This window comes from Treponema sp. R8-4-B8 (assembly GCF_054786175.1).
This window is the reverse complement of sequence record NZ_BDHE01000484.1, coordinates 1-24,579: the sequence shown is the minus strand read 5'-3', so window position 1 is coordinate 24,579 and position 24,579 is coordinate 1. Positions and strand designations below refer to the sequence as shown.

Annotated in this window: 18 protein-coding genes; 8 read left to right on the top strand and 10 right to left on the bottom strand. The window is 42.4% G+C overall.

Annotated elements, in window-relative coordinates; all coding sequences use genetic code 11:
* Window positions 1–11: 11 nt before the first annotated feature.
* The 5 genes from ACYVRA_RS11245 to argS form a co-directional block, all read right to left on the bottom strand.
* A complete protein-coding gene (locus ACYVRA_RS11245) occupies window positions 12–887 on the bottom strand; it encodes a sugar ABC transporter permease (protein ID WP_461252798.1) in 876 nt (291 codons plus the stop codon).
* Window positions 888–905: 18 nt separating this feature from the next.
* A complete protein-coding gene (locus ACYVRA_RS11240; protein WP_461252797.1) occupies window positions 906–2,393 on the bottom strand; it encodes an ABC transporter permease subunit in 1,488 nt (495 codons plus the stop codon).
* Entirely contained in the window at window positions 2,390–3,595 is a 1,206-nt protein-coding gene (locus tag ACYVRA_RS11235; RefSeq protein WP_461252796.1) for a sugar ABC transporter substrate-binding protein, read from the bottom strand. The genes ACYVRA_RS11240 and ACYVRA_RS11235 overlap by 4 nt, the downstream gene beginning before the upstream one ends.
* Window positions 3,596–3,789: 194 nt before the next feature.
* Window positions 3,790–5,718: a glycosyl hydrolase 53 family protein gene (locus tag ACYVRA_RS11230; protein ID WP_461252795.1), complete on the bottom strand. Its 1,929-nt coding sequence runs from the start codon at window positions 5,716–5,718 to the stop codon at window positions 3,790–3,792.
* A gap of 261 nt (window positions 5,719–5,979) precedes the next feature.
* Window positions 5,980–7,824 (bottom strand): arginine--tRNA ligase, encoded by a 1,845-nt coding sequence (argS, locus tag ACYVRA_RS11225; RefSeq protein WP_461252979.1) that lies wholly within the window; start codon window positions 7,822–7,824, stop codon window positions 5,980–5,982.
* 111 nt (window positions 7,825–7,935) lie between these two features.
* Here argS and ACYVRA_RS11220 point away from each other — a divergent pair, with 111 nt between their 5' ends.
* The 3 genes from ACYVRA_RS11220 to ACYVRA_RS11210 are packed head-to-tail and all read left to right on the top strand — an operon-like array spanning window position 7,936 to window position 10,563.
* A complete protein-coding gene (locus ACYVRA_RS11220; RefSeq protein ID WP_461252794.1) occupies window positions 7,936–8,646 on the top strand; it encodes a tetratricopeptide repeat protein in 711 nt (236 codons plus the stop codon).
* Window positions 8,647–8,659: 13 nt separating this feature from the next.
* Window positions 8,660–9,808: a glycosyltransferase family 2 protein gene (locus ACYVRA_RS11215; protein ID WP_461252793.1), complete on the top strand. Its 1,149-nt coding sequence runs from the start codon at window positions 8,660–8,662 to the stop codon at window positions 9,806–9,808.
* On the top strand, window positions 9,808–10,563 hold the full coding sequence (locus ACYVRA_RS11210) for a lysophospholipid acyltransferase family protein (protein WP_461252792.1): 756 nt from the start codon (window positions 9,808–9,810) through the stop codon (window positions 10,561–10,563). The genes ACYVRA_RS11215 and ACYVRA_RS11210 overlap by 1 nt, the downstream gene beginning before the upstream one ends.
* A gap of 168 nt (window positions 10,564–10,731) precedes the next feature.
* Here ACYVRA_RS11210 and ACYVRA_RS11205 read toward each other — a convergent pair whose 3' ends face one another.
* Window positions 10,732–11,856, bottom strand: coding sequence for a ribonuclease H-like domain-containing protein (locus ACYVRA_RS11205; protein ID WP_461252791.1), 1,125 nt, complete (start codon window positions 11,854–11,856; stop codon window positions 10,732–10,734).
* 45 nt (window positions 11,857–11,901) lie between these two features.
* On the opposite strand from ACYVRA_RS11205, the gene ACYVRA_RS11200 reads away from it, so the two are divergent.
* Window positions 11,902–12,462, top strand: a complete 561-nt coding sequence (locus tag ACYVRA_RS11200; protein ID WP_461252790.1) for a DNA-3-methyladenine glycosylase — start codon at window positions 11,902–11,904, stop codon at window positions 12,460–12,462.
* Between the two features lie 212 nt (window positions 12,463–12,674).
* Here ACYVRA_RS11200 and hflX read toward each other — a convergent pair whose 3' ends face one another.
* The 4 genes from hflX to ACYVRA_RS11180 all read right to left on the bottom strand — a co-directional run bounded on the left by hflX (window position 12,675) and on the right by ACYVRA_RS11180 (window position 18,902).
* Window positions 12,675–13,835, bottom strand: coding sequence for a GTPase HflX (gene hflX / locus ACYVRA_RS11195; protein ID WP_461252789.1), 1,161 nt, complete (start codon window positions 13,833–13,835; stop codon window positions 12,675–12,677).
* 178 nt (window positions 13,836–14,013) lie between these two features.
* Window positions 14,014–14,406: a hypothetical protein gene (locus ACYVRA_RS11190; protein ID WP_461252788.1), complete on the bottom strand. Its 393-nt coding sequence runs from the start codon at window positions 14,404–14,406 to the stop codon at window positions 14,014–14,016.
* An 18-nt stretch (window positions 14,407–14,424) separates the two neighbouring features.
* Window positions 14,425–17,715, bottom strand: coding sequence for an InlB B-repeat-containing protein (locus ACYVRA_RS11185; RefSeq protein ID WP_461252787.1), 3,291 nt, complete (start codon window positions 17,713–17,715; stop codon window positions 14,425–14,427).
* Window positions 17,716–17,837: 122 nt separating this feature from the next.
* Entirely contained in the window at window positions 17,838–18,902 is a 1,065-nt protein-coding gene (locus ACYVRA_RS11180; RefSeq protein WP_461252786.1) for a hypothetical protein, read from the bottom strand.
* Window positions 18,903–19,679: 777 nt separating this feature from the next.
* On the opposite strand from ACYVRA_RS11180, the gene ACYVRA_RS11175 reads away from it, so the two are divergent.
* The 4 genes from ACYVRA_RS11175 to ACYVRA_RS11160 form a co-directional block, all read left to right on the top strand.
* Window positions 19,680–21,488 (top strand): alanine--tRNA ligase, encoded by a 1,809-nt coding sequence (locus tag ACYVRA_RS11175; protein ID WP_461252785.1) that lies wholly within the window; start codon window positions 19,680–19,682, stop codon window positions 21,486–21,488.
* Between the two features lie 224 nt (window positions 21,489–21,712).
* Window positions 21,713–22,753: a peptidylprolyl isomerase gene (locus tag ACYVRA_RS11170; RefSeq protein ID WP_461252784.1), complete on the top strand. Its 1,041-nt coding sequence runs from the start codon at window positions 21,713–21,715 to the stop codon at window positions 22,751–22,753.
* Between the two features lie 4 nt (window positions 22,754–22,757).
* On the top strand, window positions 22,758–23,201 hold the full coding sequence (gene nusB, locus ACYVRA_RS11165; protein WP_461252783.1) for a transcription antitermination factor NusB: 444 nt from the start codon (window positions 22,758–22,760) through the stop codon (window positions 23,199–23,201).
* On the top strand, window positions 23,198–24,579 hold a 1,382-nt coding region (locus ACYVRA_RS11160; RefSeq protein WP_461252782.1), incomplete at its 3' end, for a hypothetical protein. The genes nusB and ACYVRA_RS11160, both read left to right, overlap by 4 nt.

Genomic DNA, 24,579 nt, shown 5'->3' with positions numbered 1-24,579 from the left:
ACCCGTAATGATCATTCTTTTAAAGCCCCCAGCATTACTCCGTCAATTATGTACTTCTGGGAAGCAAAGAACAGTACAACCGCGGGAATTGCGGCCAGTACCGTTCCGGCAGTCACTATCCCCCAGTTTGTGTCAAAGCGCTGCTGCGTAAATTGGAAAATGCCGACCATTACGGTAATTTTATCATTTCCTTTTAGGAGGAGATTGGCGATTACGAAATCGCCGTAAGTGCTCATAAACGCCAGAATCGCGACAGTGATCACCATAGGCCTTATAACCGGAAAAATAATTTTCCAGAAAACCTGCCAGTAAGTGGCGCCTTCAATAAGCGCGGACTCATCCAGTTCCTGCGAAATGGAATCAATGTACGATTTAACCATCAGTACATTAATGCTCATTGACCCCGCGACATATATGCAAATTAAACCGCTGTGGGTATTAAGCCCGATCATTGGGAAATAATTTCCTATTTGCTGCATCATGATAAAAATGGCTATCATGGCTAGAATTCCGGGAAAGATGTTTAGGATCATAATGCCCATCATCACTCCCCTTTTGCCTTTAAACCTGAAGCGCGACAACGCGTAAGCCGAAGTGCATGTCAGAAGCACGATTATAACTACGGAGATTACCGATATTTTAAACGAATTAAACATCCATTTGCTAAAAAATAAATTGGTATTGCCAAGCAAATCCCTGTAGTTGTTTGTCGTAAGCGTAGCGGGAATCATCCGCGCCCCAAGAAGGGAGCGGGCAGGATTAAAAGAAGTGGCAATAATCCAAAAGAATGGGACTACCGCAAAAATAATAAGCGCCAGAGCAATTATGTATTTTACCGTTTTAATAACCATCTTGTTAGCGACATATATGTTTAACTTATTTCCCATATTAATACTCCTTGCCTTTTAAGATTCCTTAATGGTTTTGGTATTCATTGTTTGGAATAACACCATCAACGCCACCAGAATAAAAAGCATTACAGTAATGGCTGCGGTAAAGCCGTAATCGGCGGCGTTAGACGAACTAAAACCAAGACGGTAAATAAATGAGATAAGCAAGTCTGAATATCCCATCGGAACCGCGGTATCCGCCATTGCCGGCAATCCGGCGTTGAAGCCCCAGATAAGGGTAAAATTATTAAAGTTAAAACAGAAAGAGGCTATTACAAGCGGAGCCAATATTCGCATTACAAGAGGTAAAATAATTTTTCTTACCACTGTAAAAGGATTCGCTCCGTCAATTGAGGCGGCCTCAAATAAGTCTTTGGGTATGGCCTTAAGCGCCCCTGAGGCAAGCACGTAAAAATAGGGATATGACAAATACACGTTGATCAGGATCAGCGCGAAGCGGGTCCAATTTAAATCGGTAAAGAATCTGGGAGAAGAGCCAAAAATATTGGATATTACCGTTGTAACCAAACCCATGTTTTCATTAAGCAAACCGCGCCACACCATGATTGAAACCAATACGGGAATAGGGTAAGGCACGATGAGCAATGTCCTTATAAGGCGCTTGAGTTTTAGATCTTCAAAAAGCAGGGCGATCATCATGCCAAGGGCAAAACTTATCAGCACTGAAAAGAGGGAAAACGCTATATTCCAGATAAAGATGCCAAATACCGGCTTTAAATAACCTTTATTGCTTAAAAATCGATTGTAATTTTTCCAGCCTATAGTTGTAAAAAAGCCGGGGGTGAGCGTTTTACCGGATTGGGAGGTATAGGTACCGACCACATTCTTATAAACCTCGCCGTCTCGGTTATCGGTAAACGTATCTTCGGCGTTATTATAACTGTAGACGGGCAATTGTACCGAAGCTTCCTGCATGGACAGTATTTTGACGACAAACGGAGGCCGCCCAAACTCCACTTGTCCAAGTTCTTTCAGATTTTGCATGATCTCCGCTTTTTTCATTTCCGTATAACCGTCAACTTTTAAAGGCGGTTCCCTGAAGTCACGTTCTTCAAGAGAACCGCCGGGCTTTATGGAAGAAAAGTTGTCATCCTGTTGAAGTAAAAGCAAATAATCTTTTCCCTTTTTGTAGACGGTCCATGCCCAAGAACCGCCGTCATCAGGGTTGTACATTTCCTGTGAAAGACGCCTTACTACTTGCGCCTTTGTCAGAAGGTGGCCGCCGCTCATATTGGTATAGGAAAGGTAAATAGTATATAAAATGGGATACACGGTAAACAGTACCGCCATTACCAATCCGGCGGCAAGCCAACGCCAGGGAGTGAGAGAATTGCGAAGCATGATAAGAGTAACAAAACAGGTTGCGGCGCCTACAAATATCGCAAAAGCGGCAAACCCATCCCTGAAAAGCCGGAACATGAAGTAACAGCCAAAGAAACAAAAAACCGCTGTTCCGGCAATTTTAATTATCTGTTTTATCATTTATTCAAAATCTGCGCTTTAGCGTTATCTAACGCTGCTTGCGGCGTTCTTTCGCCGGAAAAAGCCAACGCGGCTGCGGCTACCCACGCGTCCCAAACATTGCCCATTTCAGGAATTGACGGCATTGGTACGGCGGCTACGCCGGCAGCGTTAAATCCTTTGGTATCGCTGTCGGTGGCGCCTTCAAATACTGACTTCCACGCGGAAGGCCTCTGTTCAGCTTGGAATATCGCCCTGTAATTTTCCTCTCTAGCCATAAAATCAACCGCGAACGATTGCGCCAGCAGTTTGCGCGGGCTTGCGGAACTGATAATCATGCCTTGGACTCCAAGGAAAGGATTGCCCGCCGGTCCGCCTTTTTTAGCCGCCGGGAATTTGGCGATAGCGTAAGGTACTTTGGCTTCTTTAAAACGATTTAACGCCCAAGGTCCTGTCATGCAGAAAGGCGCTTTGCCGCTTTCAAATAACACGTGGGCCGCGTCCCAGTCAATATTTTCCGGAATCAATTTACGTTTAACTTGGGTTGTAAGCCAATCTAATCCCGCTACAAAGCCGGGATCCGCCAGAAGCACATTCTTCCCATCCAGACTGCCGTCGCTCTTCCTGCCGAAAATCGCCCCTCCAAAACAGTCATATACGGGGTACGCATTGTAAGTGGCGTCTGGAAGCCCCATCATAACTTCCGCTTTTTTGTCCTTAATAAGGTTTTGAGCTATAGTTATAGCGTCGTCCCATGTTTCGGGAGGAGTGGACATCATGGTAGTATTATAGAAGAATCCGATATTCTCCACCGCCAAAGGAACACCGTAGAGTTTTCCGTTATAGTTAAACCCTTCAAGCGCTGGCGCCAGATAAGAACCTTTTTTTGAGCCAAGGTTTATTTCCATTACCATGCCATTTTCAACCAGAGCCCCTAAGTTATCGTGGGGAATAATAGCTATATCAGCGCATTCATCCCCGCCTGACGCCAACAGGAATTGGTTGCGTATCTGCCCCAGATCAACCATTGATACTTCCACCGGTACGCCGAACTCAGCTTCAAATTTTTTGCCCAGCGTATTAAGCACGTCAATACGGCCTGCATCATATACCCAGAATGTGAGTTTCTCCGCCTTTTTTGCCTCTTTTTTGGTGCAGGATACCATAGGAACCAGCATCAAAACCAACAGACAAACTGAAAAAATTCTGATAAGTTTTTTCATTTGTTTCTCCTTAAAATAAAGTTTTGGCAGTGACTCCAAATTTTGAAATTTTGAAATCGCTTTACCTTTTTATCAACGCGTGTTATCAACGCGTGTTGATAATTAATGATAACGTACTAATAGAAAATTGTCAACAAAAAAATTTAAAAAATATTTCTTGCTTATTCGTGATTTTCGTGGTATAAGATTACTTCTTATTCCAATTTAAACAGCTTGATATCGTCCCAACCGCCCCAACCGCCCGCAGCGCATTTTACCGTAAAGCCAACGGTTACGGAACTTGATCCGCTTAATTTAAAATTAACAACAGCCTGTTGAAAGTTTTTATAACCTTCCAATTTAATATTCGCTCGCTCATAAAGCGATCCGGCTTGCGCGAAAATAAATAATTCCGCGTCAGGTCCGCCTTTATCTCCTTGCAGATACGCCGACAGCATATATGTTCCCGGCTCCAAATTTGAAATGTTCTGCGTTACGGTAAAATCCAGCGGCTTACTGTCCCAAAAATGAAAACTAGCCTCCCCTGACCTTGCGTCCGTAGTGCGCCGTTCAATATGGCCGTCGGCGCTGACGGAACCGGAAACATTCCACATCTTCATATTTGTATCTTCAAAATCGCCGTTGACAATGCAATTTTTTAATTCGACGCTCAGGTAACATTTGACCGCCGCTTTGCCGTCCGTCTCTCCGTCAATGACATAATCGCCTATACTTTTTACTTTGTCTAACTGCGTCCTATTCCACGTTATCGGTACGGCCTGTTTACTGCCGTCCGCGTAAACTACGCTGACAGTTTCCGGCAGGACTCTTGGATCTGTCAGCAGTTGCGTAATTTCAATATCCGGTATCGCGTCGATAAAATTCTCTTTTTTTGATGCGCCGTTTTTTGCGTATTTAAACACATTCAAAGACGGCAAAGGGTAACCCTTAAAATCAAATAGCGCTTGGTTATCTACAGCGTTGCCGCCGTACCACACGCCGGCGTCCTTGGGGTCATATTCCGCGGCGTAACTTGTCGCCCAACCGCTTCCAAACCGTTCCCATTTTTCAAAGTTAGCGTATATATCCGTCCCTACCGGTATCCACGCCGGTTCCCAGTAAAACACGCCGATTGCTCCAGCGTCCGCCGCCGCCGCGATAACATTCCGCAATGACCTCGCCTGCCCGTAGACTGAAAACGGATACGCCTGACCGCGCGGGTCGGATATGGCATTACTGAACCCGTCGCCTTCATCCTCAGTGTAGGCGTAAGCAGTTTCGGCAATCAGAACTTCTTTGCCATAACGTTCTTTGACCATGAGCAGCTGGGCCGTCAGGTTTTCCAGCGTCCCGTGCCAATATGGGTAATAAGAACTTGCGAATACGTCATAGTCAACATTAAAATTCTTTAAATACTGGGCGAAATTCACATAACGCCCTTCTTGTGGGTTTGTAAAATGAACCGCGATTTTAATGTTTTTGTCGTATTTACGGACGGCTTTCGCCCCCGCGTTCATCAGCACTGAAATATTCATCCATTTGTTTTCGCCGCTCATGGCGTTGTTTGTCTCATTACCCAACTGCACCATGCCGATAACTCCGTTCTTGCCGATTTCATTCAAAGCTTCTGTTGTAAACTGTTCCAGCGCGATGGCTTTTTTATCGACTTCCATATTAGCCCAAGCCTTTGGAACCATTTGTTTGCTGGGGTCCGCCCAGAAATCGGAGTAATGGAAATCGACAAATAATTTTAACCCGTATTTTTTCGCGCGAGCCGCAATCGCCGCAGCGTTTTTAATATCGCAATTGCCGCCGCCGTAACTCCTGCCCTTTGAATCATAAGGGTTATTCCAGACGCGCACCCTAATATAATTTACTCCCGCTTCGGCAAGCGTTTTAAAAATATCCTGTACTTCGCCGTTAAAACCGTAAAATTTAACGCCGCTGTTTTCCAGCGCTATTACGCTGGATACGTCAACGCCGAACATAAAATTTTTTGGCAGATTTGGCACGGCCTCCACGAAAATATTCGCGTTGTTATCTTTAGGCACGGATACATTTTTAGGTTTCAGCGACTTTGATGAACAAGCGGCAAGCGCAGCCGTTAAAATAACTGCCATGATTAAAAAAATAATCTTCTTCATATAACGTTCCTTATCTTGTCTTTAATTTTCGTTATATTTTATCATAAACATTCCGTAACTGAAAGTATTATTCTCATATTTTACTCGCAAAGGCGCGAAGGCGCAAAGTTCCTGTCTGATAGCCCATTATTGAGCTAGATCTATTAGCTTAACTACAAATCTTTAGAGAAAAACTATGATCCTGCAAACAACAACTTTGCGTCCTCTGCGTCTTTGCGTTCTTTGCGTGAGATTCTATGCGAAAAATACTTTTCCTGCCTGTCACATAACTTCCAGAAACGGTATGCAAACTAAATGAAACGCGTCCTTTAACACCATCATCACGGCGCGGCTCAATTCAAGCCTTGCTTTTGAGAGTGCGGGATCTTCGCAGTTAAGAATTGGACACTCATGATAAAAACGGCTGAATGACTTGGAAAGGTCATAAAGAAATCCCGCCAAATGGGAAGGATCAAGCTCTTCAGCCGACTCTCTTATCTTAGCCGGATACTCCGCCAATGTCTTAACAAGCTCCCACTCAGGATCAGACACCAACAGAGAAAACCCATCCTGATCATTACTCATTGCTAATTGCTCATTGCACATTGCTAATCGCTCATTTTTACGCAACATCGAAGATATCCGCGCCCCCATGTACTGCAAATAAGGACCTGTATTCCCTGTAAATGAAAGCGACTCTTTTGGATCAAAAAGCATATCTTTAACGGGGCTTGGCTGGAGCAGAAAATAATGCAGCGCGCCTAGGGCGATTTTTTCCGCCACTTCCTTAGGGTCTCCCACGTCCTCTTCCCTGCCCTTTTCTCGTATTTCAGATAACGCCATGTCTCGCAGGGAGTCAATTAAATCGTCGGCGTCAACTACGGTACCTTCACGGCTTTTCATTTTTCCTTCGGGAAGATTAACCATACCGTAGGAAAGATGATGAAGGTTTTTTGCCCATGAGTAGCCTAATTTTTCCAGTAAAATAAAAAGAACTTTAAAGTGGTACTGCTGTTCACAGCCGACTACATAGATCATCTTGTCAAAAGGCCAGTCTTTATGACGGTTAATCGCCGTTCCAAAATCCTGCGTAATGTAAATCGAAGTGCCGTCTCCGCGCAAAAGTATCTTTTTATCGAGTTTTTCTTCGCTAAGATCGACGGCGACAGAACCGTCTTCCTGACGGAAAAAAATGCCTTTTTCCAGACCTTTTAAAACTTCATCCTTGCCAAGCATATAGGTTTCGCTTTCAAAATAGTATTTGTCAAATGATACGCCGGTTCTTTTATAAGTTTTTTTCATTCCCTCAATCGCCCAACCGTTCATCTTTTTCCAAAGTTCAACGGTTTCGCCGTCTCCCGCTTCCCAGTCACGCAATAATCCTTGAGCCTTTTTCATCGACTTGGTTTGCGCTTCCGCCGCGTCTTTATCAACGCCCGCCTTTATCAATTCTTCAGTTTCTTTTTTTAACTCCTTGTTGAAACACACATACCAATCGCCTACAAAGCGGTCGCTTTTTACACCCTCGCTTTCGGGCGTTTTACCCTGCCCATGTTCTTTATATGCGAGCATTGACTTGCAAATGTGAATACCCCTGTCGTTTATAATGCAAACTTTACGCACTTGCGCCCCGCATGCCGCTAAAATGCGCGAAATGCTTTCACCTAACACATCATTTCGCAAATGTCCCAGATGAAGCGGTTTGTTCGTATTCGGGCTTGAAAACTCAACCATTACCCTTTTTCCCGCCAAGTTCCCGGGTCTTCCAAACGAAAAATCATTTTTATAACCGTCAGTAACCTGCACAAGAATTGTCTTTGCCGTAACAGCGCGGTCCATTTTTACATTCAAATATGGCCCTTGCGCCTGTACCTTCGCGGCGGATTTTTCTTCAATAAGGAGTTTCGCGAGTTTTTCAGCCGCCATTTGCGCTATTTGCGGCGGCCCTTTTCGCAGTATTTTTGAAAAACTGAACATTGGGAAACCAATGTCCCCTAATTCGGGATTTGGCGGATCTTCCGCTATAACTTGATCTGGTTTTATAATTTCATTAATACCCGCGTCATTTAATACGGCGTTAATAGCCGACGTTACTTTTATTTTCCATGATTGTTTAAAGTCATACATTTTATTTACGATAATACAATAACTTAAATAAAAATAATACTCAATATCTTCAAATTTATAAAAATTCATTTATAATATTGAAAAAAGTTTAAAAATAGGTATATTTAAATTATGTTTGCATTTGTTTTTATCCTGCTTGTTTCGGCGGCTGATATATCCTCAGAACCCTTGCCTCAGTGGTATTTGCCTTTGAGAGACGCTATTTACGGACAAAAATTGACCGCCGATGAGATTTTTCCATTATATAAAAACACGTCTGAAAAAGCGAAAATTTATCTTTCAGGCTCGCCATTGTATGTAATGCTTTCCCGTTGCGAATATATGATGGGTAGGGCGTATCAATATGAAGAAAAAAAAGACAAGGCCGCTTCTTACTACGCCGAAGGGATTAAATGGGCGGAAAAGGCTCTGGAAATACAGATAAGCGCCGAAGCGTACCAGATGTTAGCTGAAAACATATCTCAATCATGCGCCGTTAATTCCACGTCTTACGTTATGGCTAACGGCTTAAATGTTGAAAAATATTCAAAGAAAGCTCTTGAAATAGACCCCAAAAACGCCGCTGCAAGAATAATGCTGGCTTCCAGATGGGTTTATCCCCCCTGGCCCCTTTACGATTACAAAAAAGGAATAGAAATGATGACTGTTATTCCGCAGGAGTGCAATTGTGATAAGGATGACCTCTTTAACGTATGTATAGCCATCGGGTACGCGTATGTGCAGCAAAAAAAATATTCACTGGCAAAACCCTGGCTTTTAAAATGTTTGGAAGTTTATCCGACAAATAAATTCGCGCAAATTTTACTGTCAAAAACATTATAATGGAAGGAACAAAATGTTAAACACTTTATCCGCGCTTATCAGCCCTTATTACTATAACGCGCTTGTTTTATTAGCCGCTTATTTTTTTATTTTATCCCTCGCGAATCATTATGAAATGTGGAGATTTACCCGCGGACCTGAAATTTTTGACGGCCCGTTTGTTTCAGTTTTAATCCCCGCTAGAAACGAGGAAAAAAACATTGAAAAATGCCTTAATTCTCTTATTAAACAGCACTATACAAATTACGAGATTCTTGTTTTAGACGACAATTCCACAGATGATACAAAAATAATTCTTGACCGTATCGCGGCGGAAAATTCAAAAGTAAAAGTGTTTTCGGGAAAACCTCTTCCCGATGACTGGTTTGGCAAACCTTTCGCCCTTCAACAGCTTTCATATCACGCGAAGGGCGACATACTTGTCTTTACCGACGCCGATACAATTCACAGTCCCGCGAGCATTTCATGGGCTGTTACAAACATGGATTATTTAAAAACCGACATGATCTCAGGTTATATAGGGCAGATTTTTGTCACATTCGGAGAAATTATAACCGTCCCTTTAATGTTTTTTTTAATAGGTTTTGTTATTCCGCTTTTTTTAAACCGTTTTACAAAGTTAAGTTTCTTTTCGGCGGCGATTGGGCAATTTATAGTAATCAGGAATGACGTATTTAAAGCGATAGGAAGATGTGAGACATTCAAGAAAAAAACAATCGAAGATATTTATATGTCGCGAATTGTCAAGAAAAAAGGATACTCAACAAGTTTCTTAAATATTTCCGAATATGTTTTTTGCAGAATGTATGACAGTCATCACAGCGCCATAGAGGGCATCGGAAAAAACACCTTTAATTTTCTTGGCAAGCATACGATAGTTATTTTTTTGTGTTTAATTTGCGTTGTTTTCTTTTTATTTTTTCCAATGCCCCTTCTTATCGGAAACATTATTACCAATAGCCAGTGGACATTACACATTTTATTTGTAAACATTCTCTATACCTTAACATGGTTATTTATGTTCCTGGGCTTAAGACTAAACTGGTGGTATGGTTTTTTTTGGCCTTTATTTTATTTAAATTTAGTTTATATGGCGGCATGGTCATGGTTTAGAACAATTTCCGGCAGGGGATTCATCTGGAAGGATCGCAAGGTAACCTGATGCCGTATAAACATGGACGACCAGTAATTGATTCGTCTTTAATATTCAGAATCGCCTCAGTATTGACGTGTCTTTTAATTGCTCCAATTGCCATGTCGATTAATCATCTTATGTTTTTTACCAAATATAAAAACCGTTTTAAAGTTTACGGTATCCGCAAGGCGATTACAGTTTCAAACCATACCACTTTTTTAGATCCCGTAAAAATAGGATTGCTCACATTTCCGCGCTTGTTATTTCATACCCTGCTTGAATCTACCGTTGAATCTCCGTTTTTAGGAACATTTACGCGCCTTTTGGGCGGGGTTCCAATACCGCGCGGCATTACAGGTTACCGCAAAATTGTAGAAGTTTGCGATAAGGCGTTTAAACACCGAAGATTTATTCATTTTTATCCTGAAGGCGAATGTTTTTTATACAATCAAAATATTAAAGAATTTAAAACAGGCGCATTCAGAATCGCGTCTGAATTAGATATTCCGGTAATACCTATGGTTACAGTCTTTTCCGAAGGCCTGTTCCGCCCCTGGTCTTTTTGGGGCAGTACCCTTCCAAATGAGACGTTAATTATACTTGATCCCGAATACCCTTCCCGTTACGTAAAACGCGATGAAAGAGGCGAAATAACGGCGGATTCAATACGCGAATTCGCGCAAGCGGTCCGCCAAAAAATGCAGGCGGAAATAGACAAACGCGGCGGCTCTTCCGCTTTCTACCGAGGGCAGATGAAACGTATCAAAGGGGTAAATGATTAAATTATTCGAAAAGATTTCACACCAAGATCACAAAGGTACAAAGATCACAAAGGGGTATCAGGGGTTTTTGTCCGAAGGCTATACATGAGCTTCACGCTAGGATAGCGGACAAAAAACCCTGACTCTTCTTTGTGATCTTCTCTTCCTTAGTGTTCTTTGTGTGAATTCTTATCCAAAAATTCTTTTTTCCAATCGTTCTTTTCTGCGTTCAAATTCTTTGCGCCAGTTTTCGCTGATTTCCGGTAATAGCAAGGCTTTTTTAACATACTCCATCGCTAGGGCGGGGTTTTTTTGTTTTCTTTCGCAGTCAATAGCCAGAGCGTTTAGTATTGCGGCTTTTATGTTTGGCGGGCATTGAATATCAGCGGCAAAGCGTAAAAGTTTGGCGCCTGTTTCCTGTAAAGCCGCGTATTCATAACGCCTGCTAAAAATGCGCCAGTAAAGGGCGAGCCTTCCTGCATCATAATTATGTTTTGCGTTAAAAGGATCTTCGGCTATTAAAATTATTGACGTTAAGATTGAGGCAAGCCCTTTTATGTCGGACAGATTATGATCGCAAATACCCATTAAACGGCCTGTTTCGCCTGTTTTAAGAAACTCAAACCAGATTTCAGGAGCAAGGGAGCCGGGAATGTCATTTGTACGGTCAAAACTAAGGATATTAATTTCTACCGATTTTTGAGAGCAGTCCTGAATAATATTTTTCCAAAGCCGCCTTGCGGGATGAAGCAGATCAACGTGCAAATATTCAGGCGGCTTTATTCTGTTTATAAGACACCTTGCTTTTATTATCTGCGAATCAAAACATTTTCCGTTATATGTTACGATTACCGCGTTTTCCTTGTTCAATTCCGCATTTACATTTTGCAAAAAATCATTCTCACCCGGATAGTCCAAGAGCAGATACTGCGTTACGCGCATTTTTCCGTCTGAAAGCGGCTTTCCAAAAGCGGCAAGAAACGCCATTGTCCCCGCCGATCCGCCGTATAGCCCCGACGTTTCCAAGTCAAAAAATAGAAAATCCTCTGTTTTTGGCAATGCCCTGCTTGCCAAATCTGGGACAAGAACGGCCAAAGCTGGCGGAAGCGTGGAGTTCTTTTTAAATGGCGAAGACGCGTTAATTTCTCTTTTTAATGTTTTATAACCGCACTGTTTCCAGCCAAGATTTATCAGTTTTAAACAGTATTCATCAGGTAAACCACTAAGCGGAACATCAGGCGGAGAGTCAATATGAGATTCAAATTTTCTAATTTCCTGTATTCTTTTGAGTCTTTCACGCAGATTTACCGCCATTTTCCCCTCTATGGTTTTATTTTATCATATTGTACAATGTCTTTCATGCCGCTTGGAAAGAAATTTTTTAACCAGCCTACCGTCAATCTTGCGAAAGCGCTTCTTGGCAAATATCTTGTTTTTGGCGATTTAAAAGGGATGATCGTCGAGACTGAGGCGTACCTTTTCAAGGATGATCCCGGCTGCCACGCGAGCAAAGGCAAAACCTCCCGTAACGCGCCGATGTTTGGTCCTGCCGGAAATACCTATGTCTACTTAATTTACGGAATGTACCACTGCCTTAACATCGTAAGCGGCAAAACAGGCGAAGGCGAGGCCGTGCTTCTTCGCGCTCTTGAGCCTGTCGAGGGTATTCCTGTTATGCAAAAAAGACGCAAGACTAAAAAGATAGAGAATTTATGTAACGGTCCGGGAAAACTGACGCAGGCGTTTGGCATTACAAAAAAGCACAATAATTTGTCTTTAATTGACGGACCGTTATATGTTTTTAATAATAAGAAAAATTATGAAATAGCCAGCGCTACGCGTATCGGTTTGTCGGTGGGAAAAGAATTGGAATTAAGGTTTTTTATTAAAGACAATAAATTTGTGTCAAAGGCGAAGTAAAGATTTTTTTCGCAAGAACTCACACTAAGATCACGAAGAGACAAAGAGCACAAAGGGGGGATGAGAGTATTGTCGAAAATCTTTGGACTTCCTCCGTGTACTCCGTGGTTAAAAATTCTTCCCTCCCTGTCCCCTGTCTCATCCAGTGTAAGACTCATCTCCAATCCCTCAATCCCCTTAGTGATCTTTGTGTGAAATCTTCTTGTAAAAATTTAAATTAATTCCGCGATTTTATTTTTTAGCGTATCCAAGCCAATGCCGTTTTTTACTGAGACCGCGACGCTGTCCTTAAAACGGCTTTGCAATTCTTCCACATCAGTTTTTGTCAGACGGTCAATCTTATTTAGAACGGTAATCATCGGAATATCAATGGGCGGTTTTTCTACCTGTGAATCAGTCTTCTTGGCGTGTTTAAGTTCGTTTGCGCTTAAGCCTTTCATGGCAGTTAAATCTCTTAAAACATTTATTGTTGTTTCATAATTGCCTTCGATATCAGGCTCTGAGGCGTCCAATATGTGTATCAGGATATCCGCTAAGGCCGCTTCTTCCAATGTTGAGTGAAAGGCTTTTATCAGCGAATGGGGAAGGGAACGGATAAAACCTACAGTATCCGTAAGAAGAACAGTAACATCGGGAGCAATTTGGAAACGGCGCGTAACGGCGTCTAGGGTGCAAAATAACTTGTCTTGCGCCAGCACGTCCGCTCCCGTTAGGGCGTTTAACAGGCTTGACTTTCCGGCGTTGGTATAGCCTACAATCGCGCATACCGGCATGTTGTTGCGTTCTCTCTGCCCTCTTTGGGTCTTTCTTTGGTTGCGTATCTTATCAATTTCTTTTTCAAGCAGATTAATTTGTTTTTCTATTTTTCTGCGGTCAGTTTCAAGTTTTGTCTCCCCTGTACCTTTTGTCCCGTAACGGCCTCCGCGCTGGCGTGAAAGATCGATATACTTGTGCGTTAATCGCGGCAAGAAATAGGTAAGTTCGGCAAGCCTTACTTGCAATTCCGCTTCTCTTGTAATCGCCCTTTGCGCGAAAATACGGATGATTAATTCCTGCCTGTCAACAACTGGAAGTTCTGACAGCTCTTCCCAATTCCTCTGCTGTGACGGGCTTGGATTCCAATCAAAAACCAGCATATCCGCGTTCATTTCTTTTGCTTTTTTTGACAATTCCTCAGCTTTTCCGCTGCCCATGCCAAATTTCGCGGTTTTTTCGCGGACGCGAATTTTTTCATGCGCGGCAATTTCAATATCCAGAGTTTTCGCCAATCCTTCAAGCTCGCGAAACATGGCGTTGTCGTTTGAGTTGCCGGTTATTATACTGACTAAAAACGCTTTTTGGGGAGTTTCCTTTGTTTCATAGAGTTTCGGCATTATAGAATTTATTGGTTAAGAGTTCACACTAAGAACACTAAGTAAGAGAAGAACACAAAGAGGGAAAGGGGATTTTTTGTCCGTTATCTTATCGTGAAGCTCACGCATAACCTTCGGACACTTTTGATCCACTTTGTGTTCTTTGTACCTTTGTGTGAAATCCTGCGGTTAACCTTCCTTATCTAATAATTATATGTACTGTTGATCCGCTTCTGACCGCGATGAAACCATGTCTGTAATTGAGAAACGTTGAAGTTTCCTGATCGGCTTGATCATAACCAAAACCCCGCTCCGCTAAATAATCTTGAATTTGATATTCAGTCCATGAATGTTTATTCTTATTTGACAGGTGTTTTGAAATCTGAGTGAACTCGGCGTCTGTAAGCTCTTCATTAAAAAAATATCCGTCACTTAGGTCGTCGATCACTTCAGAAAATACAGAGTATGAAGTTGTGCCGCTCCATAGCGTATATTTCTGTCCGCCATAATCGTCAATTATACAGCTTGTCAATATTAATCCAAATATAAGAGCTAATAACGGTATTCCAATATGTATTGTTCTAACTTTCATTTTTCCCTCCTATCCCAATTAAGGCCTGACGCTGGTGCTTTCGGTAAATACAACAGCAAAAGTACCGCTGCCGCTATATGTAGCCACCTTCAATTTTACCGTACCGGTTGAATCCGCTTTAAAAGACTGTGGTGTCGTATATCCTGAATCCTTATCTTCAAAGATCATTGAACCATTGCCGTAATAAGCGGAAACTTCAACATCCGTTGTTTTGGTAGAATTTCCGTTTTTACTGTCATTCCACCAGATATAGTAGGTATAACCGTTTGTAACTTCAAACGAGTACCATACGGAAATAGAATTAGCGGTGTTAATATTGCCGTCAGTCCATACTTGTTTAGTTAATGGTATTGGATTTGCCTGAGTTGAACTTGTATACCATAACGCGTACAGAGTTACATTACCGCTAATGGTATAGGTAGCTCCGGCGGCGTAATTATCAGTACCTGTACCGGCACCGGCAGAACTGGTACTCCAACCACCGAAAGTATATCCGCTTTTTGAAAGCCCGCTTCCGCTTGGCAATGTTATCCTGGAACCGGAAGCTTGAGGAGATTGCGTCGGTATATTTCCGCTGCCGCCATTAATGTTAAATGTTACGGTAAAGACTTGATTCCATTTCGCGTAAAAAGTTATGGGACTGGTACTGGTACTGCTAACTGTATAGGAATAACCGACGGAATAATTAGTTCCTGAACCGGCTGAACTGGTATTCCAACCGCCAAATTCATAACCGTCTTTGGAAAGCCCGCTCCCGTCAGGCATCTGTATAATAGTACCTGAATTTACGGTTTGCGAAGGGGGAACCGTCCCGCTGCCGCCATTAATGTTAAATGTTACGGTATAGACTTTATTCCATTTCGCGTAAAGAGTTATGGTACTGGTACTGCTAACTGTATAGTAAGAACCGGCGGCGTAAGGGTCTCCTGTGCTGGATGCACTGGTAATCCAACCGCCAAATTCATAACCGTTTCTGAAAAATCCATCCCCGGATGGAAGCGTTATTTCGGAACCGGAATTCGCGATTCGTTCAGACGGCGTTCCTCCTGTAACAGGCTCCGAATTAGTGCCGTTAACGTCAAATTTAACAATAACAGGAACATCCGGCCTGGTGCCAGTCGTATTATACGCAATGGCGTATGTACCGGCGGTACTATAGATTACCCTCAATCTTACAATCCCATCTCTATCGGCTGTGAACGATTTCGGTGTTCCCCACGCGGTTTCTACACTAAAACCAGAAACATTAGCTATATCATCATTATTTTCATTGGTGTAAATGGCATTAGCAACACTAATATTCGCGGTTTTGCCATTACTGTTACTACTCTCATTCAACCAGATATTATAGATAGTCCCTGAAATAACATTAATTTTGTAATGAGTATTACCCGTAAGAATATTACCGTCAAGCCATTCGTTTGCTGTTAATAATAACGCGTTTGAGGTTGAATAACTTGTTGACCATCTTGCGTACAGAGTTATATTAGCGGTTACAGTGTATGTAGCGCCGGGGTAATTAGTTCCCGTGCCGGCCGAATTGGTATTCCAACCGTCAAAAGTGAAGCCGTATCTGGGTTCAGTTACCGATGGAAGATTTATACTGTCGCCGGAATATGCTTTTTGCGGGGGAAGAACAGTACCTTTACCGTCATTAACGTCAAAGTATACGGTATATTCGGGATTCCATTTCGCGTACAGAGTAACATTACTGCTGGGAGCGTAACTACTAGCGCCAGCGACGTAATTGGTTCCTGTGCCGGCTGAACTGGTATTCCATCCGCTGAAAGCATAACCGTCTCTGGTAAGCCCGCTCCCGTCAGGTATCTGTATATTAAAGCCTGAATTTACAGTTTGCGAAGTGGGAACCGTCCCGCTGCCGCCATTGAGATCAAATGTAACAGTTACTTGGGTAATCCATTTTGCGTACAGAGTTACATTACTGTTGCTAATGGTGTAGGAAGAACCGGCGGCGTAATTGGTTCCTGTGCCGGATGAATTGGTATTCCATCCGCTAAAAATAAAACCGCTTCTGATAAGTCCGTTCCCGCTTGGCAGCGTTATGATAGTGCCAGAAGCACCGGTTGAAGACGGAATCGTACCGGTGCCGTTATTGCTGTTAAATGAAACAGTATATGTTACCGGAACAGTCGGTCTTGTGCCAGTGGAATTATACGCTATTCCAAAAGTGCCGGTCGAGGAACTTCCATTATTGAACGTATACCCGTTTACTTTGATTTTTACCACACCGCTTGAACTTGCCCTGAAAGACTGAGATGTCGAATATCCTGAATCAACCGCTTCAAATATCCTTGTACCATTGCTGTAATAAGCTGAAACTACGACATCCGCTGTTTTTGTAGAATTGCCGCTATCAGAGTCATTCCACCATATATAATAATATGTCCCGTTGATTACATTGATTGAATACCAGACATTTCTTTTATCCGAGGTAATTTCGCCGTTAACCCATGTATTGCTATTTAACTGTATCGGAGATGATTCCGTACCGTCGCCGTTGTTTCCGCCGTTGTTGTTTCCACCGTTGGGTACGGCTACTTTTCCGGCTTCTCCAAGAGTTAACGCGGTTTGCGACAGTAACGTAAGCGCGCTGCCGTTAAAATTAAAAATGTATACGCGGGCGGCGCTAAATTCCGTTACACTCGAGGGAAAATCCACAGGATCAACTGTATTTTTTCTGAGCGAATAACCTGAAACAGTCCCCGGCGTGATTTTATACAATCCGGTTTCTCCGCCGTTTAATATTGTCGAATCAATCCCTTCCAAAAACACTTCAGAATTGCCCTTCCTTAATGTTAATGATGAAGTGCCGTTGTTTTGAATTTTTATATACGCGTTACTTGTCAGTTGCGTGTCCGGGTTTTTATCACTTATATCTTTAAGGGAAGGAACAGTTAATGTAGTGATTTTATTCTGATCTACTCTTGAAATAAAACCAGCCCCTTCATAAGGAAGTGATAAATCTTCAAGTTCTATTTGATAAGTCGGATAAAATTGTGCGCCGCTTGTATTTGGAGCGAACGGAATCGGGTCGGACTGGCTTCCGGCAGGAACTTCCACAATTTCTACATATCTTGCGCTGTCACTGTATAAACTTACTGCAAAGGCGTTATTATTGTTGTTAAATTTTACATACGTGCCGCCGTCAGGCGAAGTGGCTGGATCATCAGTAAACCATTTGCTGATATCAATAGGATTATTGGGATCGGGATCAGGATCTTCGCAAGAGACAAAAAACAACGTAAATAACACAAAAAAACAGAGCGTAAAGCTTGTTATACGTTTCATAAGTCTAACCTCTCTAAACTGCGCAAGCGGCGCTTTTATCGAAGAGGCTGACCAAAAGTTTTTTTGGACAGTCTCTTAAACCTTTAAAAAACCTTCCCGGTTATACCGGGAAGGTGAAATTGTTAATTAGCGTAAAAAGTTTCAGCATCTTCTTCAGTTACTGTTGTCGCAAAATTAGAAGCTTCATTACCTATTGTAATTTTATATACTTTATTATTTTCCATTAACAAACTTTGAGTAACATATTTTGGCGAAGTCCATGCAATGGATCTAAAGTTTATATTATTTACGTTAGCATTCTCTACTAACCCGGAGAATAAACTGTAATCCCCGTTCATAAGGGCAAAATCATCTGCCGCTTCCGCTCCGTTTGAAAGCTGTACACCGCCGTTATATACCCTGACTGTTTTTCCGCTGTTATTTGTAAAAAAGACCGTCGGCTTTATTTTCGAACTGGGAATTTTTTGCTCGCCTATGTCGGTTGTAAATGTAAGATTAGGAGTAGTAGAACGAATGATAACCGTATCCGCCTCGCTTATAACGTCACTTTCAGCCAAAGCAATAACATTACCTTGATATTTCAATTCCCTGTAAAAATGAGGAACAAAATCGTAGGTTGCACCTATTTGTACCGGAATCAATACGCGCTTGGCGTTAGGTGCCGCTACCGCGAATATTTCCCCTGACTGATTCGCTTCCTTAAAAGAAACCCAATAGTTGGTATTGTTGTTTATAATCCATTTACCTCCGCCGCCCAAACTGGATGGGCTTACAGCCATGGAATAAGGCTGTGTTCTGGAAAAATAGGTTAGATCACTGTAGCGTTCGGCTTGGTCACCTTTTTCTTCCCATGTTTTCTTGTCTACCGCCACGATTGTATAGAATTTCTGTTCCGGCAGAGTTACCTTGATTGAATCCAAACTGCCCACAGTACCAATATAATTGGCTCCGCTTACATCACTTGTAAACAACAATACCGGTGAATTGATAGAATTCCTAATTTGCAATGTTCCGGCTGGATTCTTTCTTCCATCGGGATAATTGTAGAAATCCTTGTACTTTTCTGGTACATCCGTGCCATTGCCATTGTCATCCTTATTGCTGTTATCGACGAATACTGCGCAACTGGACGCAAGAACCATTAACATTACCGTTAAGACTAAAAACTTTGCGAGAATCTTTTTCATTTTTTCTCTCCTGTTAAAATTTATATAACCGGACAAAATATCCGATTTTTCTGCCGGTTTTAAAATAAAACCGAAAAGAAACTTAATAAAATATGATTTCCTATATTGTTAGATATTGTTATCATACCTCCCAATATGAATCATATTACAAATTCAATGGCGAGTGTTAATATTACACTTCACCACTAGTTAATATATCGCAAAAAAACAATGTTGTCAATTTTATTTACCCCTTTTTTGAACGTTTTTTGTATTTTGTAACGTCCAAAACAAATAAACCAATAAACAGCATGAAAAGTTACATAATTTGGTAAGATTTCTCAGATAAAGATTAGGGACAGGGCGAGCGGGGATTTAACCACGGAGAAAGACGGATTTTCGGACATAAACTCCGTGGTTTTATTCTTACGTCTTGGACATCCCATTACATAAATACTATTCCATTTTTAATAAAATACTGCAAATAAATATAATAAAAGAAGTTGTAAAATTTACGGCTTTCTGTCAGCTTTTTCGCAGATTGATATATACATACACTTAAGTAACTTGATATTACACTAATATGTCTTTTTCAGACAAAGTCACCGAAAATAAAAAGGTGGCTGAAATGTGCATGAAATTAGGGGCGTATAATGCCGGCGCTTCTCGCGCGTACTATTCAGCATTTCTACATATCAAATCTTTTTTGAAAAGAAATGAATCTTAATTTAATAAAAGAGAACTCAAAAAACGATAAAGAAAGTTTACAATAATGTTATTTCATGCTAAACTGCCTTCATGACAGCCGATGAATTACGTTCCAAGTATATCAATTTTTTCGTTTCCAAAGGACACGCCCAAATACAGGGCAAGTCGCTTTTGCCGGAAAATGACCCTACGGTGCTTTTTACTACGGCGGGAATGCATCCGCTTGTTCCGTATCTTTTGGGGCAGGAACACCCGGCGGGCAAGAGGCTTGTGGATTTTCAGAAGTGCGTACGCACGGGGGATATTGACTGTGTGGGAGACGCGAGCCACCTGACATTTTTTGAAATGTTGGGCAACTGGTCTTTGGGAGACTACTTTAAAGAAGAAGCGATTAAAATGAGTTTTGAATTTTTAACTTCCCCGCAGTGGCTTAATATACCGATTGAAAAATTGGGGGTGACTGTTTTTAAGGGCGAAGGGGAAGTTCCTAAGGACGATGAATCGGCGGCTATTTGGAAGAAATTGGGCATTCCCGAAAACCGGATTGCCTATTTGCCCAGGGAAGATAACTGGTGGGGACCGGCGGGAACTACAGGGCCGTGCGGCCCGGATACCGAAATGTTCTATTATATTGGAGACTCTCCTTGCAATCCCGATTGCAAGCCGGGATGCTCCTGTAAAAAATGGCTGGAAATCTGGAACGACGTTTTTATGCAGTACAACAAAAATTCCGGCGGCGCTTATGAACCGCTTGCCAGAAAGTGCGTTGATACGGGCATGGGCATTGAAAGAACAGTTACAGTCCTTAACGGAAAGGCAAGCGTTTACGACACTGTAATTTTTGAGCCTATCATCTCTGCGATTGAAAAAGCGTCCGGCAGTAAATATTCAAGCGGCGCCAATATTGATATTGATCGTTCAATACGGATAGTCGCCGATCACGCGCGCTCGGCGACTTTTATTTTAGGCGATCCAAAAGCGGTAAGCCCCTCCAATGTGGGAGCCGGTTATGTTCTGCGACGGCTTATACGCCGAGCGGTTAGGCATGGGAGAAAATTAACCTCCTCTGGAATAAGCCTTTGGAATATCGCGGAAGTTGTCGTAGAACAATTTAAGGGGTCATACCCGGAGCTTGAAGAAAACAGATCATTCATTAAAAATGAGCTTAATAAAGAAGAAGAAAAATTCATGGAAACCTTGCAGAAGGGCGAACATGAGTTTGAAAAAATCCTTCCCAATTTGCTCAAAGATCCGCGAAAAATCATGTCGGGGCGGCTGGCTTTCAAACTATATGACACTTATGGCTTTCCAATCGAACTTACTGAAGAACTTGCCGCAGAACACGGAATGACCGTAAATCGCGATGAATTTGACGAGGCTTTTAAAAAACATCAGGAACTTTCCCGATCCCAAAGCGGGCAGGCTTTTAAGGGCGGCTTGGGAGATCAGGGCGAGATGGCGGTAAAGTACCACACCGCCACCCACCTTTTGCACAAGGCGCTAAGGTCAATCCTGGGGGATCATGTCGCCCAGAAAGGGAGTAATATCACCGCTGAGCGCCTTAGGTTCGATTTTGCCCATGACGCGCCTATGACTGCCGAAGAAATTAAAAAAGTGGAAGACATTGTAAACGAGCAGATAAAGAAAGACCTGACTGTTTTTATGGAGACAATGGCTCTTGAAGAGGCAAAAGCGAGGGGAGCTATTGCCCTTTTTGGAGAAAAATACGAATCGCAGGTAAAAGTCTACACTATCGGCAACTCAGTATCGGAATATTTTTCCAAAGAAGTCTGCGGCGGCCCCCATGTGGAAAAAATAGGCGTTCTTGGCACGTTTAAGATACAAAAAGAGCAATCTTCTTCCGCTGGAATACGCCGGATTAGGGCTGTTTTACTGTAAAGGAGATATCCAAGAAGAATTTTAAACCACGGAGGACACGGAGTTTCACGGAGTTTTGGTACGAAAATCTTCTCTTCCTCCGTGTACTCCGTGGTTATTTTCTTACTTTTTAGACATCTTCTATCGTAAGAACTTAAAAAATCAACGGTTTTTTTTATTCCCCTATAACCTTATTATTTACTATTTGTTTATATATGTGTTATATTAACTTATAAGGACAACTTATGAAACAGATTTTATTTTTATTATTGGCGATTTTTATAGCAATACCGGCTTTTTCTCAGTCGGCTTTACAGCCAGCGGCAACTATAAATTTGACAAAAACCGAGGCTATTACCGTTGGACAGCTCCGTACGGAAGTGGAACGGATGGAAAAAGCCTCAGGTAAGACATTAAGCAAAGCCGAACGGCTTCAGGTTTTGGATGTAATAATCAATGAAAGGCTGGTTTTACAAGCCGCCGAGCGTGACAGAATAGTAGTTACGGAAAACGAAATAAACCAGCAAATGCAGCAGTTGCGAAGCGCCCTTGCCCAACAGCTTGGCCGCCAGCCTACGGAAGCGGAATTCGCGCAGGCTATTAAAAAAGAAAGCGGTCTTGACGTGCAAGCTTTCAGGGAACAGCTTCGCAAACAATTTATCGTTCAAAAGTACCTCATGGCGAAAAAGGGAGATATAATTAACGGCGTTAAAATTCCGACTGATGAAGAAATTTTATCCGAATATACCCTTATGAAAAACGAACTTGTGCGCCCTGAAACAATCCGTTGCACAGTGATACAAATCGCATACGGCGCTGACGCCGCGTCCAGAACAAAAGCAAAAAATCTCGCGGACTCTCTTTTAAAAGAAATAAACAATGATCCGGCAAAGTTTGACGAAGTCGCCCAGAGGAGCGTTACCCCAAACTCAGGCTATCAGGCGGGAGACGCGGGTTATCTTCCAAGAAATCAGGAGGCCAGAAACCTTTTAGGGCAAAACTTTATGGATATCGCTTTCAACTTAAAACAAGGGCAAGTGTCCAGATTAATCGAGGGCAAAGACGCTTATCAGATTATTAAGGTGACTGAAAATTACGCTGGAAAACAGCTTGAGCTGACTGACATTTTACAATTTGGAACAAGAATAACGGTTAGGGATTATATAGGGCAAGGTTTGTTAAGTCAAAGACAGCAGGCGGCGTTAAAACAGGCAAGCGAAGAATTAGTAAAGGAATTAAGAGCGGGTAAAACATTCCAAATATACGAAAACAATATAAATTGGTAGAAAAATGGCATCCAGGCGGAAGAGCCGTATTTTAGCGTTTCAAGCCCTTTATTCATGGGAATCCAACAGAGTCCCTACGGAAGAGCTTATGGCTTTCGCGTGGCTTGATGAAAAAAAATTAAAATCCCTTGATGAAGGAACAGCCGTTTTTTCAAGAATGTTAATCGCGGGCTCTATTGAAAATATAAAAATTATTGACGAGACGATAAAAAAACATTTGCAAAATTGGGATATAACGCGCTTAAACCGCGTTGACCTCGCTATATTACGGATGTCGGTGTATACGTTGATGTTTCAAAAAGACATATCCCCTTCCATTGTCATAGACGAAGCTATCGGCATTTGCCTGGAATACGGCTCGGACGACTCCTACAAATTTGTAAACGGCGTCCTTGACAGTATTCGCATAACGCTTGGGGAAAATTCCCCGCCTGAGAAATTATCATGAGCGAAACGCGCGGCTATCATAAACATTTGCGCGTAACTCTGCTTGCGGGCCTGATACTTTTAATTATAGCGTTAGGCGCGTTAATTTTTCTTTATTTCAACGAAAGAAGCGAATGGAAAGGAAGCCGCAAGCAGGACAGCTTTTTAAGCATTCTGCGCGATTATGACGTAATGGCAAGCGAATTTTTCGGGACTCAAAGAGAGTATGACCGCCTTCACCGCGAACTTGACAAGTTGGAAAAAAAGGCAATAAGCGTTGAATCGTGGCTTTCTATCCTTAAACGGCGGAGGATTCTTGCAAAAAATCACCAGCCGTCGGAAGAAATTTACCGCTCTTCCATAAATAAAGCGCTAAAAGCATATCCCAAATCGGAGCCTGTTATCGCGGTCGCCGCCGCCGCTCTTATAAAAAATTCCGCCGTCACAAGGGAAATTGACAGCCAACTCCGCGACTGGCTGCCGTTTATAACAGACCCCTCTTATAACGAACTGCGTCTTTCTTTACATGTGCTGCTTGGAGACTTTAATTCCCCGCGAAAAGCCCATTTGTTACCTGAAAATCTATTCGCCGACGGAACTGAATCAGTAGCCGTTAATTTGGCAATTTTAAAAGTTCTTCGCGCCGATTACCACGGCGCTGCCTCCGATATACAGACGCTGTTGAACAGTGAGCCTTCATTACCGACAATACGTTTCGCGGCGGAGTACAATTACGATTTTGGGGATCTTCTGCGGAGCGCGGAACTGTTCGCCCTATTAAACACCAACGACGCGATGCTCCGCCAGGCTGACGCGCTGTACCTTGCCGGTTTTCCGCAAAACGCAATGTCAATCTGGCTGATACTGGCGAATATTCAAAATGAACTGAGCCTTTACAACCTTGCCGTAACTTCAGAGGACGGCGATTTGGCGGCTGGTTATTTGGAACAGCTTGTAAATATTGAATCGTCCGTATCAGACAGCCGTCAATTTGGCATTATCCGTTACAGCCGCCTTTTTGACAACGCGAAGGCGCTTGCGCTATTAAGGAGCGATAAAAACTTTTCTCCCAATGATTATCCGTACATTGACCTTGAAACTTGCAAGCGTCTTATACAGGGACAGAATCCGGGCTTTCAAATAGCCCAAGCATGGCTTCTTTTGGAACGCCATGAAAAAAACAGAGACCTTTACCAATGGGCATGCCGTCTTTTCTTTTTCCAGCGCGGTTATGACGAGGCGTTGATTCTTCTTAACCGCATTGATCAGCTTCAAATTAATGAGAAATGGGTTGATGTTTATAAAGCCTTATATTTAATGGTAAAAGGAAAACTTGACGCGGCGGAAGAACTTCTGCGCCCGTTGCTTTTTCAAGAACCCGATTGGTATGATTTCGCGAA

What these genes read in the sequence shown, in the direction of transcription:
- ACYVRA_RS11170 (WP_461252784.1), top strand. Translation starts at nt 21,713, where the DNA reads ATGAAACAGATTTTATTTTTATTATTGGCGATTTTTATAGCAATACCG.
- ACYVRA_RS11235 (WP_461252796.1), bottom strand. Translation starts at nt 3,595, where the DNA reads ATGAAAAAACTTATCAGAATTTTTTCAGTTTGTCTGTTGGTTTTGATG.
- ACYVRA_RS11215 (WP_461252793.1), top strand. Translation starts at nt 8,660, where the DNA reads ATGTTAAACACTTTATCCGCGCTTATCAGCCCTTATTACTATAACGCG.
- ACYVRA_RS11230 (WP_461252795.1), bottom strand. Translation starts at nt 5,718, where the DNA reads ATGAAGAAGATTATTTTTTTAATCATGGCAGTTATTTTAACGGCTGCG.
- ACYVRA_RS11175 (WP_461252785.1), top strand. Translation starts at nt 19,680, where the DNA reads ATGACAGCCGATGAATTACGTTCCAAGTATATCAATTTTTTCGTTTCC.
- ACYVRA_RS11220 (WP_461252794.1), top strand. Translation starts at nt 7,936, where the DNA reads ATGTTTGCATTTGTTTTTATCCTGCTTGTTTCGGCGGCTGATATATCC.
- ACYVRA_RS11180 (WP_461252786.1), bottom strand. Translation starts at nt 18,902, where the DNA reads ATGAAAAAGATTCTCGCAAAGTTTTTAGTCTTAACGGTAATGTTAATG.
- argS (WP_461252979.1), bottom strand. Translation starts at nt 7,824, where the DNA reads ATGTATGACTTTAAACAATCATGGAAAATAAAAGTAACGTCGGCTATT.
- ACYVRA_RS11205 (WP_461252791.1), bottom strand. Translation starts at nt 11,856, where the DNA reads ATGGCGGTAAATCTGCGTGAAAGACTCAAAAGAATACAGGAAATTAGA.
- ACYVRA_RS11200 (WP_461252790.1), top strand. Translation starts at nt 11,902, where the DNA reads ATGCCGCTTGGAAAGAAATTTTTTAACCAGCCTACCGTCAATCTTGCG.
- nusB (WP_461252783.1), top strand. Translation starts at nt 22,758, where the DNA reads ATGGCATCCAGGCGGAAGAGCCGTATTTTAGCGTTTCAAGCCCTTTAT.
- ACYVRA_RS11240 (WP_461252797.1), bottom strand. Translation starts at nt 2,393, where the DNA reads ATGATAAAACAGATAATTAAAATTGCCGGAACAGCGGTTTTTTGTTTC.
- ACYVRA_RS11190 (WP_461252788.1), bottom strand. Translation starts at nt 14,406, where the DNA reads ATGAAAGTTAGAACAATACATATTGGAATACCGTTATTAGCTCTTATA.
- ACYVRA_RS11210 (WP_461252792.1), top strand. Translation starts at nt 9,808, where the DNA reads ATGCCGTATAAACATGGACGACCAGTAATTGATTCGTCTTTAATATTC.
- hflX (WP_461252789.1), bottom strand. Translation starts at nt 13,835, where the DNA reads ATGCCGAAACTCTATGAAACAAAGGAAACTCCCCAAAAAGCGTTTTTA.
- ACYVRA_RS11185 (WP_461252787.1), bottom strand. Translation starts at nt 17,715, where the DNA reads ATGAAACGTATAACAAGCTTTACGCTCTGTTTTTTTGTGTTATTTACG.
- ACYVRA_RS11245 (WP_461252798.1), bottom strand. Translation starts at nt 887, where the DNA reads ATGGGAAATAAGTTAAACATATATGTCGCTAACAAGATGGTTATTAAA.